The sequence below is a fragment of the Pseudomonas batumici genome, assembly GCF_036585405.1.
Classification (GTDB): domain Bacteria; phylum Pseudomonadota; class Gammaproteobacteria; order Pseudomonadales; family Pseudomonadaceae; genus Aquipseudomonas; species Aquipseudomonas batumici.
Genome location: NZ_CP144470.1, coordinates 1,747,504 through 1,760,403 on the forward strand (window position 1 = coordinate 1,747,504; position 12,900 = coordinate 1,760,403).

The window sequence follows — 12,900 nt, forward strand, 5'->3', positions numbered from 1 at the left end:
GCTAGAATCATTCTGCAAATTGTCGCCAAGTATCTTTTACAGCAGGTCTTTTATCAACAGCTCTGCCAGCTGCACCGCGTTCAATGCCGCCCCCTTGCGGACATTGTCGGCTGTCAGCCACAGATTCAGTTCGCACGGGTCGTCAACGCCGCCACGCACCCGCCCGACATAAACCACATCCTGGCCCACGGCGTCACCCACGGCCGTCGGATAATCGCCGGCTTCCACCAACTCGATACCCTGCGCCGCCTCCAGCGTAGCGTTCACCGCCACCAGGTCAACCTCGGCGGCGGTTTGCAAAGACACACTATAGCTATCGCCGAAAAACACTGGCGCTTGAATGCAAGTCACTGAAATTTTTAGCAAAGGTGCTGCCAGCAGCTCACGCAGTTCGCTGACCAGGCGCTTTTCCAGCGACCCATGCCCGTCGGCGTCCGGCTTGCCGACCTGGGCCAGCAGGTTGAATGCCATCTGTCGATCGAAAAAGCGCGGCTCCAGCGGACGGGCGTTCAGCAACTCCGCCGTTTGTCGGGCCAGTTCGGTCACCGCCTCACGGCCCTGGCTCGATACCGCCAGACAGGCCGTCAGGTTCACCCGCTGGATGTCCAGGCCCTTGAGCGGCGCCAGCACCACCGCCAACGCCGTGGCCGCGGCGCTCGGGCTGCTGACCTGCACCGGCTTGCCCAGCGTCTTCAGCACCGGGGCGTTGGCCTCCGGCACGACGTGGGGCGCGGGCAAGGCACCGGACAGGTCGATGATCGCGCAGCCCGCCGCCGTGGCACGCGGCGCAAAGCTGAGGGTGACGGCCGGACCGGCGGCAAAAAACACCAGCTGGACTTTGCCGAAGTCGAATTCGTCGACTTCGCGCACCCGCACGTTCTTGCCCCGGAACGGCACCGAGTGCCCCGCCGACTCGCTGCTGGCCAGCAGGTGCAGGTTGGCGATGGGAAAATCGCGCTCTTCGAGGATCTGCACCAGGGTCTCGCCGACGGTGCCGGTGGCGCCGATCACGGCAATATCAAGGGACTGGCTCATGGGATGATCTCAGGCAAAACGGGGGGAGCGGCACTTTACCCGTGACCGGGCAGTCAGGCAATTGCACGCCGAGGTTACGGACAACCGGCGCATAAAAAAACCCGCGACTCTGACGAGACGCGGGTTTTTCAAGGCTTCAGCGAATCAGCGTTCCAGCAGGATACGCAGCATGCGCCGCAGCGGCTCGGCCGCGCCCCACAGCAACTGGTCGCCCACGGTGAAGGCGCCGAGGAACTGCGAGCCCATGTTCAGCTTGCGCAGACGCCCCACCGGAATGTTCAGGGTACCGGTCACCTTGGTCGGACTCAGCTCCTGAATACTGATTTCACGCTGGTTCGGCACCAGCTTGACCCAAGGGTTGTGCTGGCTGATCAACCCTTCGATATCAGCGATCGGCACGTCTTTGTTCAGCTTGATGGTCAGCGCCTGGCTGTGGCAACGCATGGCACCGATGCGCACGCAGATACCGTCCACCGGAATCGGGCTCTTGAAGCGACCGAGGATCTTGTTGGTCTCGGCCTGGGCCTTCCACTCTTCACGGCTCTGGCCGTTTGGCAGTTCCTTGTCGATCCACGGGATCAGGCTGCCGGCCAGCGGCACGCCGAAGTTCTCGGTCGGGTAGGCATCGCTGCGCATGACTTCGGCCACCTTGCGGTCGATGTCGAGGATGGCGCTGGCCGGATTGGCCAGTTCATCGGCGACCGACGCATGGGTCGCGCCCATCTGCTTGATCAGCTCACGCATGTTCTGCGCGCCGGCACCGGATGCCGCCTGGTAGGTCATGGCGCTCATCCACTCCACCAGGCCGGCCTCGAACAGGCCACCCAGGCCCATCAGCATCAGGCTGACGGTGCAGTTGCCGCCGATGTAGTTCTTGGTACCGGCGTCCAACTGCTGGTCGATGACCTTGCGGTTCACCGGGTCGAGGATGATCACCGCATCGTCCTGCATGCGCAGGCTGGATGCCGCGTCGATCCAGTAGCCCTGCCAGCCGGCTTCGCGCAGCTTGGGGAAGACCTCGCTGGTGTAGTCGCCGCCCTGGCAGGTCAGGATCACGTCGAGGGTCTTGAGCTCTTCAATGCTGTAGGCATCCTTCAGCGGAGCAATGTCCTTGCCCACGGACGGGCCTTGGCCGCCGACATTGGAAGTGGTGAAAAACACCGGCTCAATCAGGTCGAAGTCCTGCTCTTCCAGCATCCGCTGCATGAGCACGGAACCGACCATACCGCGCCAACCGATCAGACCTACACGTTTCATCGCAACTACACCTTTTACAAAAGTGGGTCACCGCCTCCGGGGATGAAAGAGGTGGTGGGCCCGAGAGATTACAGATTCCGCAGCGCGGCGACTACTGCGTCGCCCATTTCCTGCGTACCGACTTTGGTGCAACCGGCCGACCAGATGTCGCCCGTGCGCAGGCCCTGGTCCAGCACGCGGCTCACCGCGGTCTCGATCGCCTGCGCCGCGTCGTGCAGATTGAAGCTGTAGCGCAGCATCATCGACACCGACAGGATGGTCGCCAGCGGGTTGGCGATGCCCTGCCCGGCAATGTCCGGCGCAGAGCCGTGGCACGGCTCGTACATGCCTTTGTTGTGGGCGTCCAGGGACGCCGACGGCAGCATGCCGATGGAGCCGGTGAGCATCGACGCTTCGTCGGACAGGATGTCACCGAACATGTTGTCGGTGACGATCACGTCGAACTGCTTCGGCGCGCGCACCAGTTGCATGGCGGCGTTGTCGACGTACATGTGGCTCAGCTCGATGTCCGGGTAATCCAGGGCAACCTGCTCCACCACTTCACGCCACAACTGGCTGGATGCCAGGACGTTGGCCTTGTCCACCGAGCAGAGCTTCTTGCCGCGCACCCGCGCCATGTCGAAGCCGACCCGGGCAATGCGACGGATCTCGCTTTCGCTGTACGGCAGGGTGTCGTAGGACTGGCGCTCGCCATTATCCAGCTCGCGGGTGCCGCGTGGCGCGCCGAAATAGATACCGCCGGTCAGCTCACGGACGATCAGGATATCCAGGCCGGAGACGATTTCCGGCTTCAGGCTCGAAGCGTCGGCCAATTGCGGGTAGAGAATTGCCGGACGCAGGTTGCCGAACAGGCCCAGTTGCGCGCGGATTTTCAGCAGGCCACGCTCCGGACGGATATCCCGCTCGATCTTGTCCCACTTCGGCCCGCCGACGGCGCCCAGCAGCACGGCATCGGCGGCGCGGGCGCGGTCCAGGGTCTCGTCGGCCAGGGGTACGCCGTGCTTGTCGATGGCCGCGCCGCCGATCACGTCGTGGCTCAGTTCGAAACCGAGGCTGTATTTCTCGTTGGCCAGCTCCAGCACCTTGACTGCTTCGGCCATGATTTCCGGACCGATACCGTCGCCTGGAAGAATCAGAATCTGCTTGCTCATGCTTTCCTCATGTCATCTGTCGGCGCGTCCGTGGTCACGGCCGCGCCTGGAAAAAGTCTATCGCTCGGCCCACAGCACCAGTACATCGGTACTGAACGAACCATCGGCCTCGATCTCGAAATATTCTCGCACTTCCGCGCCCATCGCCTGCTGCAGGTCGCGAATCGCCACCCGCAACGGTTGCGGGGTGCGCATGCGCTCGACCCAGGAGCCGAACTCCAGGCGCAGGCGCTGACGCTGGGTGCTGCGCACATGCAGTCCGGCCTCGCTGACCTGGCGCAGCCACTCGCCCGCCGAATAATCGCGGACATGGCTGGTGTCGCGCAGCACCTCGACACTTTGCAGGTAGGTGTCGAGCAACGGGCTGCCGGGGGACATGACGTCGATGAACGCCGCCACGCCACCGGGCTTGAGTACCCGCCGCACTTCCCGCAATGCCTGGCCCAGATCGCTCCAATGATGCGCCGAGTAGCGGCTGAAAACGAAGTCGAACTCGGCGTCGGCGAACGGCAGGTTCTCGGCCGCGCCGCACACCGTGGCGATATTGTTCAGGCCGCGCTCCGCCGCAGCGGCGGCGACCACGTCGAGCATCTGCTGCGAGAGGTCGTAGGCCGCCACCTTGCTGACCAGCGGGGCCACGTGAAAGCTCACGTGGCCGGCACCGCAGCCCAGGTCCAGGACCCGGGCGCCGGCATGCCCGGCCAGCTCGGCCTGGAGCAAGGCGAATTCGGCGCCCTGGGCGTGCACGGTGCTGCTCAGGTAGGCGTTGGCTTGTTCGCCGAACTGCTTTTGAACGACTGCGGTATGGGCCTTGCCGGTCATGGGTATTCCCTTCAATAAGTCAGATCAGTCACACGTCGCGAAACAACCAGGGCTGGCTGGCCCGATGCTTGGCTTCGAACGCCGCAATCGCGTCGCCGTCCTGCAGGGTCAGGCCGATATCGTCCAGGCCGTTGAGCAGGCAATGCTTGCGGAACGCATCGACTTCGAAGTGGTAGACCTTGCCGTCCGGACGGGTCACGGTCTGTGCTTGCAGATCGACCGTCAACTGATAACCCGGCGTCGCCTCGACCTGCTGGAACAGCTCGTCGACTTCGCTGTCGCTGAGGATGATCGGCAACAGGCCGTTCTTGAAGCTGTTGTTGAAGAAGATGTCGGCGTAGCTGGGCGCGATGATGCTGCGGAAGCCGTATTCATCCAGGGCCCACGGCGCATGCTCACGACTGGAACCGCAACCGAAGTTCTCCCGGGCGAGCAATACGCTGGCGCCCTGGTAGCGCTCGGCGTTCAACACGAAATCCTTGTTCAACGGACGCTTGGAGTTGTCCTGGTAGGCATAACCCACGTCCAGGTAGCGCCACTCGTCGAACAGGTTGGGGCCGAAGCCAGTGCGCTTGATCGACTTCAGGAACTGCTTGGGAATGATCTGGTCGGTGTCGACGTTGGCACGATCCAGAGGCGCGACAAGACCGGTGTGCTGGGTAAAGGCTTTCATGCTGCGTTCCTCAGATCAATTCACGAACGTCGACAAAACGACCGCTCACGGCGGCGGCGGCGGCCATGGCCGGGCTCACCAGGTGCGTACGACCGCCGGCACCCTGCCGCCCTTCGAAGTTACGGTTGGACGTCGAGGCACAGTGCTCGCCGCTTTCCAGGCGGTCCGGGTTCATCGCCAGGCACATCGAGCAGCCCGGCTCGCGCCATTCGAAACCGGCCTCGAGGAAGATCTTGTCCAGGCCTTCGGCTTCGGCCTGGGCTTTCACCAGGCCCGAACCCGGCACGACCAGGGCCTGCTTGATGGTCGAGGCCACCTTGCGGCCCTTGGCGATCGCCGCCGCCGCACGCAGGTCCTCGATCCGCGAGTTGGTGCAGGAACCGATGAAGACACGGTCCAGCTGGATGTCGGTGATCGCCTGGTTGGCGGTCAGGCCCATGTACTTCAAGGCCCGCTCGATGGAGCCGCGCTTGACCAGATCCGGCTCGCGGGCCGGGTCCGGCACGTTCTGGTCAACCGCTAGGACCATTTCCGGCGAGGTGCCCCAGCTGACCTGCGGCTTGATCTGCGCGGCATCGAGCTCGACCACGGTGTCGAACACCGCATCGGCATCGGACACCAGGTCTTTCCAGGCTTCGACGGCCAGATCCCACTCCGCGCCTTTCGGCGCGAAAGGACGGTCCTTGACATAGGCCACGGTCTTTTCATCGGCCGCCACCAGGCCCACGCGGGCACCGGCTTCGATGGACATGTTGCAGATGGTCATGCGGCCTTCGACGGACAGGTCGCGAATCGCGCTGCCGGCGAACTCGATGGCATGGCCGTTGCCGCCGGCGGTGCCGATCTTGCCGATCACGGCCAGGACGATGTCCTTGGCGGTCACGCCGAACGGCAAGGTGCCCTCGACCCGCACCAGCATGTTTTTCATTTTCTTGGCCACCAGGCACTGGGTGGCAAACACGTGCTCGACCTCGGAGGTGCCGATACCGTGGGCCAGGGCACCGAAGGCGCCGTGGGTCGAGGTATGGGAGTCACCGCAGACCACGGTCATGCCCGGCAAGGTCGCGCCCTGCTCCGGGCCGATCACGTGCACGATGCCTTGACGCACGTCATTCATCTTGAATTCGGTGATGCCATATTCATCGCAATAATCGTCGAGGGTCTGGACCTGCAAACGCGACACCTGGTCGACAATGGCCGTGATCCCGCCCTTGCGCTCAGGGGTGGTCGGCACGTTGTGGTCCGGGGTGGCGATGATCGAGTCGACACGCCAAGGCTTGCGCCCGGCCAGGCGCAGGCCTTCGAAAGCCTGGGGCGAAGTCACTTCATGGATGATGTGACGGTCGATATAGATCAGCGACGACCCATCGTCGCGCCGTTTCACCTCATGAGAATCCCAGAGCTTGTCGTAAAGCGTTTTGCCGGCCATCAGACGTTTCCTCATCAACTTGTTTCTATGCCGCGGTTTACTGATGATTGTTCTCAATAACCCTCTGGCTTGTGAGGTCGATGCTATGAGGTTAGAGTGAATAACTCAAATTCATATTTTTTATGCTTTGGATAACTATCCGGAATACAAAACATGGACCTGGCCAACCTCAACGCCTTCATCGCCATCGCCGAGACCGGCAGCTTTTCCGGCGCCGGGGAACGCCTGCACCTGACGCAGCCGGCGATCAGCAAACGCATCGCCGGCCTTGAGCAGCAACTCAATGTCCGCCTGTTCGATCGCCTGGGTCGCGAAATAAGCCTGACCGAGGCCGGCCGGGCCCTGCTGCCGCGCGCCTACCAGATTCTCAATGTGCTGGATGACACCCGCCGGGCGCTGACCAACCTCACCGGCGAAGTCAGCGGTCGCCTGACCCTGGCCACCAGTCATCACATCGGCCTGCACCGCCTGCCACCGCTGCTGCGCGCCTTTACCCGGCGCTATCCGCAGGTGGCGCTGGATATCCAGTTCCTCGATTCGGAAGTCGCCTACGAGGAAATCCTCCACGGGCGCGCCGAACTGGCGGTGATCACCCTGGCACCCGAGCCCCACGGCCTGGTGCGCGCCGTGCCGGTGTGGGACGACCCGCTGGATTTCGTCGTCGCCCTCGAGCATCCGCTGGTCAGCCACGGCCCGGTCAGCCTCAAGGACATCGCCCATCACCCGGCGGTGTTCCCCGGTGGCAATACCTTTACCCACCATATCGTCCAGCGCCTGTTCGAAGCCCAGGGCCTGACGCCGAACATCGCCATGAGCACCAACTACCTGGAAACCATCAAGATGATGGTCTCCATCGGCCTGGCCTGGAGCGTCCTGCCCCGCACCATGCTCGACGATCAGGTGGCCCGCATTCCTTTACCGGGCATACAGCTGACTCGCCAGCTAGGCTATATCCTGCATACCGAACGGACACTGTCGAATGCTGCGCGGGCTTTCATGGCTTTACTGGATGCACAGAGCGATATGCAGAGATTGACGGCATAAGCCAAGCCTGCTTTATTCCAAACAGCTTTTTGCGGCAAAACGTCCCTTTCATCCCAAGGACAGCTGTAAATGCCCAAGCACGCCCGCCGTATTCCACCCCTGCCGCGGATCAACGCGCTCGACCCCCACGTGTCGGAACAGAGCTGGGAAAGCGCCTCGCAACTGCTGGCCGCCCTCAATGGCGCGCGCCTCGGGGCCTGGTGCTGGGAAATCGAGAGCGGGCAGGTCAGCTGGTCCCGTGGCACCCAGGCATTGTTCGGCTTCGATCCCCACCAGCCACTGCCCAAGGACATCGACTACCTGGACCTGCTGCCGATCGAGGACCGCGCACGGACCTTGCGGGCCTTTCACTCAGTGCTGCAAGGCGAGCCCATCGAGCAGGCCATGCACCACCGCATCCGCTGGCCCGATGGCAGCCTGCACTGGCTGGAAATCAATGGCAGCCTGTTGCCGGACAAGCATGGCAAGCCCCGGATGATCGGGGTCATCCGCGAGATCACCCACCAGCGCCAGCGCGAACATGCCCTCAGCAGTTCGGAAAAACGCTTCGCCACCCTGTTTCACCTCTCCCCCAACATGGTGCTGTTGACCCGCGAGGAGGACGGCCTGATCAGCGAGGCCAACCAGTACTTCGAAAACCTGTTCGGCTGGCCGGTCCTTCAGGTCATCGGACGCACCACCCTGGAACTGGGCCTCTGGGTCGATCCTGAGGAACGCCGGCGGCTGATCGACACGCTGGGGCCCAAGGGCGAGTCGGTCACCCAGGAGGTCCGCCTGCGGGCCAGCAACGGACAGATCCGCGTGGGTATCCTCAGTGCCCAGCGGGTCGAACTGGAAGGCCAGGCCTATCTGCTGAGCACCTTTCTCGACACCACCGAACGCAAAAATGCCGAGCTCGCCCTCAAGGACAGCCAGGAACGCCTTGACCTGGCCCTGGACTCGGCGCAACTGGGCACCTGGGACTGGCATATCCCCAGCGGCATGCTCTACGGCTCGGCGCGGGCCGCGCAACTGCACGGCCTGGAGCCGCAGCCGTTCCATGAGTCCTTCGACGCCTTTTTCGACGGCGTGCCCGCCAGCGAGCGCGAAACCATGCGCCATGCCTACCGCAGCCTGCGCGAAGGCCCGGAAGGCAACTATCAACTGACCTATCGGGTCCAGCTGGAAAACGGTGTTTCGCGCTACCTGGAAAGCCGCGCCCGCCTCTACCGCGACGAACAGGGCAACCCGTTGCGCATGGCCGGCACCCTGCTGGATATCACCGAACAAGTGGAGCGCGAACAGCGCCTGATCGCTTCGGAAGAGAAATTCGCCAGTCTGTTCCAGGCCAGTCCCGACCCCATCTGCGTGACGCGCCACGAAACCGGACAGTTCATCGAAATCAACCCGGCCTTCACCCAGGTGTTCGGCTGGAGCATCGACGAAGTGCGCAACCGCAGCGCCGAGCAGATCGGCCTGTGGGACGACTCGGCCAAGCGCCTGCAGCGTATTCAACAGGTCATCCGCGACCAGGCCCTGAACAACGTGGCGGTCATCGTTCATCACAAGCGCGGCCATGCCTTGACCTGCGTGATCGCCAGCCGGCAGATCGTGGTCGAGGACCAGCCCTGCATCGTCACCACCCTGCGCGACATCACCCAGCAACAGCGCTCCGAGGCGGCGCTCAAGGCCAGCGAGGAAAAATTCGCCAAGGCGTTCCACTCCAGCCCCGACGCCATCACCATCACCGAGCGCGACAGCGGGCGCTACCTGGAGGTCAACGACGGCTTCTGCCGGTTGACCGGCTACACCAGCGGTGAAGTCATCGGGCGCACGGTGTATGAAATCGGCGTCTGGGCCGACCACAAGCAGCGCACTGCGCTGCTGGCGGAGTTGAAGGAAAAAGGCCATGTCCCGCACCGCGACATGCTCGGGCGCAACAAACGCGGCGATGTGCTCACCGTCGAAGTCTCGGTGGAGCCCATCATCCTCAATGAGACCGCGTGCCTGCTGCTCACCGCCCGGGACATCAGCCAGCTGAAGAACGCCCAGGCGCAGATCCGCCACCTGGCCTATCACGACCCGCTGACCAACCTGCCCAATCGCGCCCTGCTGATGGACCGCCTGAGCCAGCAGATCGCCCTGCTCAAGCGCCACAACCTGCGCGGTGCCTTGCTGTTCCTCGACCTGGACCACTTCAAGCACATCAACGACTCCCTCGGCCATCCGGTGGGCGACACCGTGCTCAAGGTGGTGACCGCCCGCCTGGAAGCCAGCGTGCGTGCCGAGGACACCGTGGCGCGCCTGGGCGGCGACGAGTTCGTGGTGCTGCTCAGCGGCCTGAGCGGTTCACGCAACGAGGTCACGAACAAGGTCCGCGAACTGGCGGACACCATTCGCGAGCTGCTGGCCGAACCCATGTTCCTCGACGGCCAGCGCCTGCAAGTGACCCCAAGCATCGGCGTGGCGCTGATTCCCGACCACGGCACGACCCCCGCCGACCTGCTCAAGCGCGCCGATATCGCGCTGTATCGGGCCAAGGATTCCGGGCGCAATATCACCCAGTTGTTCCACAGCACCATGCAGAAGGCCGCCAGCGAACGCCTGCGCATGGAAAACGACCTGCGCCAGGCCCTTTCCCGGGGCGAGTTCAGCGTGCATTTCCAGCCCCAGGTGGACGCCCGGGACAACAGCATCATCGGCGCCGAAGCCCTGGTGCGCTGGCACCACCCGGAGCTCGGCGCGCAGTCGCCGACCGAATTCATCAAGGTCCTGGAGGACAGCGGGCTGATTCTGGAGGTCGGCACCTGGATTCTCGACCATGCCTGCGAGGCCTTCGGCATACTGCTGGGCGACGGCCTGATCAACCACACCTTCAGCCTCTGCGTGAACATCAGCCCCCGACAGTTCCGCCAGGCCGATTTCGTCGAACGGGTGGAGCACACGCTGGCCCGCTACAACGTCCCGTCCTCGATGCTGAAACTGGAAATCACCGAAGGCATCGTGATCCAGAACCTGGAGGACACCATCAGCAAGATGCGGCGTCTGAACAAGCTCGGCGTCAGTTTCGCCATGGACGATTTCGGCACCGGCTATTCGTCGTTGACCTACCTCAAGCGACTGCCGGTGGATGCCTTGAAGATCGACCAGTCGTTCGTGCGCGACGCGACCCACGACCCCAACGACGCGGAAATCATCCGCGCCATCGTCGCCATGGCCCGCAGCCTGGGGTTGACGGTGATTGCCGAAGGGGTGGAGTTGCCGGAACAACTGGTGTTCCTGGAGGGGTTGGGTTGCCATCTGTACCAGGGTTACCTGCACAGCCGGCCATTGCCTTTGGACGAGTTCAAAAAACTCCTGATCTGAACCGCCACACAAACCTTGCCATTGCGAAAACGAAAAACCCCGCCGAGGCGGGGTTCTTTCTGGCGGGCTTGCGCTTAGTGCGACAAGGCCGGTTTCTGCGCCCCATTGATCGGGATGCGCTTGGCTTTCGCTTCTTCCGGAACGACCCGCAGCAGGTCGATATTCAACAGGCCGTTGCTCAGGCCCGCGGCCTTGACCTCGATATGGTCAGCCAGGCGGAAGGACAGCTTGAAGGCCCGCTGGGCAATGCCCTGGTGCAGGTAGCTGACGTTTTCGGTCTTGGGTTCACGTTTGCCGCCACTGACGGTCAATACGCCCTTCTCGACCTGCAGTTCCAGGTCTTCTTCCTGGAAACCGGCTGCGGCCACGACGATGCGGTACTGGTCGTCGCCATGCTTTTCAACGTTGTAGGGGGGATAGCTGCTGCCCGGCTCATTGCGCAGTGCGGTTTCGAACAGATCGTTGAAACGATCGAAGCCGACGGAGGAACGGAACAGCGGAGCCAGCGAAAATGCGTTAGTCATGTCAATCTCCTGAAATTCAGCGAGTAGTTTGATTCGCGACCCGAATTCGGCATCGCGTATTCCCTAGATAGGAACTCACCCACGCATTTCAAGAGATTGCCGTGAAATTTTTCAGGCGGCTTCTGGCAGCGGTGCATTCAGCAGGCGACCGACCGCCTCGCAATCGGTCTCGCGGCGCATGATGGAGAACAGCTCCACCGCTTCGGGATAATTGCGCGTCAACATCGCCAGCCACTGCTTCAAACGGCCAGGGGCCTGGCGTGGTGTGAGCTGCGCCACCGCTTGCGCCCAGAAGTCGCGGATCAACGGTTGCAGCTCGGCCCAGGTCATTTCCACCACGGCCTCGCCCGCCCGCGCCGCCGCGATCTGCCGGGCCAGGTCCGGGCGCGACACCAGGCCGCGACCGAGCATGATGTCCTCGGCGCCGCTGACCTCGCGACAGCGCCGCCAGTCCTCCACGGACCAGATATCGCCATTGGCGAACACCGGCACCTTGACCACGTCCTGCACCCGCGCCACCCACTCCCAATGGGCCGGCGGCTTGTAGCCGTCGACCTTGGTCCGGGCGTGCACGACGATCTGTGACGCGCCGCCTTCGGCCAAGGCCGTGCCACAGACCAGCGCACCGTCCGGGCTGTCGAAGCCCAGGCGCATCTTGGCCGTCACCGGGATATGCGCCGGCACCGCGCGCCGCACCTGCTCGACAATGGCGTTGAGCAACTCCGGCTCCTTGAGCAACACCGCCCCGCCCCGGGACTTGTTCACGGTCTTGGCCGGGCAACCGAAATTCAGGTCGATGACCTGCGAGCCCAACTCGCAGGCCAGCGCCGCGTTTTCCGCCAGGCACACCGGATCGGAACCCAGCAGTTGCACCCGCAGCGGCACACCGGCCGCCGTGCGGGCGTCGGTCAGCAGCTCAGGGGCGAACTTGTGGTAGTAGGCAGGCGTCAGCAGGGAGTCATTGATCCGGATGAACTCGGTGACACACCAGTCGATACCGCCGACGCGGGTCAGCACATCACGCAGGATGTTGTCGACCAACCCCTCCATGGGTGCCAGGGCAATTTGCATGGGTACTCTCATCGAAAAAAACGGTCGGCAAAAAACCGCGACCATTGAAAAAGTGCGGCAGTTTACGGGGTTCCGGGCAAAACCGGTACGCCCTCAGACCGACTGCACGGCAGGCCCGTAACCGTCGAGGAATTCCTCCGGCATGCGCTTGGGCTTGCCGCTGGACAGCTCGATACAGACAAAGGTGGTTTGCGCGCGCAACAGGGTCAGGTTGTCGCTGGGGCGGATCAGCTGGAAGCGCCGGGTCATTTTCAGGCGCTGGTCCCAGTCGACGATCCAGGTCGCCAACTGCAGCTCGTCACCTTCGTAGGCGGCGGCCAGGTAGTCGATCTCGTGGCGGACCACCGCCATGGCCCGATCCAGGCGCCGATATTCGGTGAGGTCCAGGCCCAGGCGCTGCGAGTGGCGCCAAGCGCAACGCTCGAGCCAGGTGACATACACCGCATTGTTGGCGTGCCCGAGGCCATCGATGTCCTCGTCGGCCACCTGCAGATCGAGGATGAAGGGTGTCGCCAGATCCCAGCTCATGTACCGCTCCCGGTCAAATCA

Annotated in this window: 11 protein-coding genes; 2 read left to right on the forward strand and 9 right to left on the reverse strand. The window is 63.3% G+C overall.

The genetic code is table 11. The features are described 5' to 3' along the window. Positions 1-36: 36 nt before the first annotated feature. From NUH87_RS07705 to leuC, 6 genes are all read right to left on the reverse strand, one after another. Positions 37-1,035, reverse strand: a complete 999-nt coding sequence (locus NUH87_RS07705; protein WP_338525480.1) for an aspartate-semialdehyde dehydrogenase — start codon at positions 1,033-1,035, stop codon at positions 37-39. 144 nt (positions 1,036-1,179) lie between these two features. Then, a complete protein-coding gene (asd, locus tag NUH87_RS07710; protein ID WP_040063360.1) occupies positions 1,180-2,292 on the reverse strand; it encodes an aspartate-semialdehyde dehydrogenase in 1,113 nt (370 codons plus the stop codon). A gap of 68 nt (positions 2,293-2,360) precedes the next feature. After that, the gene (gene leuB / locus NUH87_RS07715) at positions 2,361-3,443 is read right to left on the reverse strand and encodes a 3-isopropylmalate dehydrogenase (protein WP_338525481.1); all 1,083 of its coding nucleotides are present in this window, start codon (positions 3,441-3,443) and stop codon (positions 2,361-2,363) included. Positions 3,444-3,500: 57 nt separating this feature from the next. Beyond that, on the reverse strand, positions 3,501-4,265 hold the full coding sequence (locus NUH87_RS07720) for a class I SAM-dependent methyltransferase (RefSeq protein WP_338525482.1): 765 nt from the start codon (positions 4,263-4,265) through the stop codon (positions 3,501-3,503). Between the two features lie 28 nt (positions 4,266-4,293). Then, entirely contained in the window at positions 4,294-4,938 is a 645-nt protein-coding gene (gene leuD / locus NUH87_RS07725; protein ID WP_338525483.1) for a 3-isopropylmalate dehydratase small subunit, read from the reverse strand. A 10-nt stretch (positions 4,939-4,948) separates the two neighbouring features. Next, positions 4,949-6,367 carry a 3-isopropylmalate dehydratase large subunit gene (gene leuC, locus NUH87_RS07730; protein WP_338525484.1) on the reverse strand — a complete coding sequence of 473 codons (1,419 nt, stop codon included), beginning with the start codon at positions 6,365-6,367 and terminating at the stop codon, positions 4,949-4,951. 153 nt (positions 6,368-6,520) lie between these two features. Between leuC and NUH87_RS07735 the strand changes: the two genes are divergently transcribed. Both NUH87_RS07735 and NUH87_RS07740 read left to right on the forward strand, forming a co-directional pair. Next, positions 6,521-7,411 carry a LysR family transcriptional regulator gene (locus NUH87_RS07735; RefSeq protein WP_040063353.1) on the forward strand — a complete coding sequence of 297 codons (891 nt, stop codon included), beginning with the start codon at positions 6,521-6,523 and terminating at the stop codon, positions 7,409-7,411. Between the two features lie 69 nt (positions 7,412-7,480). After that, the gene (locus NUH87_RS07740) at positions 7,481-10,756 is read left to right on the forward strand and encodes an EAL domain-containing protein (protein ID WP_338525485.1); all 3,276 of its coding nucleotides are present in this window, start codon (positions 7,481-7,483) and stop codon (positions 10,754-10,756) included. 74 nt (positions 10,757-10,830) lie between these two features. Here NUH87_RS07740 and NUH87_RS07745 read toward each other — a convergent pair whose 3' ends face one another. The 3 genes from NUH87_RS07745 to NUH87_RS07755 form a co-directional block, all read right to left on the reverse strand. Next, entirely contained in the window at positions 10,831-11,280 is a 450-nt protein-coding gene (locus NUH87_RS07745) for an Hsp20 family protein (RefSeq protein WP_338525486.1), read from the reverse strand. 111 nt (positions 11,281-11,391) lie between these two features. Further along, a complete protein-coding gene (locus NUH87_RS07750; RefSeq protein ID WP_040063350.1) occupies positions 11,392-12,351 on the reverse strand; it encodes a tRNA dihydrouridine synthase in 960 nt (319 codons plus the stop codon). A gap of 93 nt (positions 12,352-12,444) precedes the next feature. Then, positions 12,445-12,879, reverse strand: a complete 435-nt coding sequence (locus tag NUH87_RS07755) for an acyl-CoA thioesterase (protein ID WP_040063349.1) — start codon at positions 12,877-12,879, stop codon at positions 12,445-12,447. Positions 12,880-12,900 lie beyond the last annotated feature (21 nt).

Excerpts from the sequence above, each read along its gene's own strand:
- NUH87_RS07705 (WP_338525480.1), bottom strand. The coding sequence starts at position 1,035 with ATGAGCCAGTCCCTTGATATTGCCGTGATCGGCGCCACCGGCACCGTC.
- asd (WP_040063360.1), bottom strand. The coding sequence starts at position 2,292 with ATGAAACGTGTAGGTCTGATCGGTTGGCGCGGTATGGTCGGTTCCGTG.
- leuB (WP_338525481.1), bottom strand. The coding sequence starts at position 3,443 with ATGAGCAAGCAGATTCTGATTCTTCCAGGCGACGGTATCGGTCCGGAA.
- NUH87_RS07720 (WP_338525482.1), bottom strand. The coding sequence starts at position 4,265 with ATGACCGGCAAGGCCCATACCGCAGTCGTTCAAAAGCAGTTCGGCGAA.
- leuD (WP_338525483.1), bottom strand. The coding sequence starts at position 4,938 with ATGAAAGCCTTTACCCAGCACACCGGTCTTGTCGCGCCTCTGGATCGT.
- leuC (WP_338525484.1), bottom strand. The coding sequence starts at position 6,367 with ATGGCCGGCAAAACGCTTTACGACAAGCTCTGGGATTCTCATGAGGTG.
- NUH87_RS07735 (WP_040063353.1), top strand. The coding sequence starts at position 6,521 with ATGGACCTGGCCAACCTCAACGCCTTCATCGCCATCGCCGAGACCGGC.
- NUH87_RS07740 (WP_338525485.1), top strand. The coding sequence starts at position 7,481 with ATGCCCAAGCACGCCCGCCGTATTCCACCCCTGCCGCGGATCAACGCG.
- NUH87_RS07745 (WP_338525486.1), bottom strand. The coding sequence starts at position 11,280 with ATGACTAACGCATTTTCGCTGGCTCCGCTGTTCCGTTCCTCCGTCGGC.
- NUH87_RS07750 (WP_040063350.1), bottom strand. The coding sequence starts at position 12,351 with ATGCAAATTGCCCTGGCACCCATGGAGGGGTTGGTCGACAACATCCTG.
- NUH87_RS07755 (WP_040063349.1), bottom strand. The coding sequence starts at position 12,879 with ATGAGCTGGGATCTGGCGACACCCTTCATCCTCGATCTGCAGGTGGCC.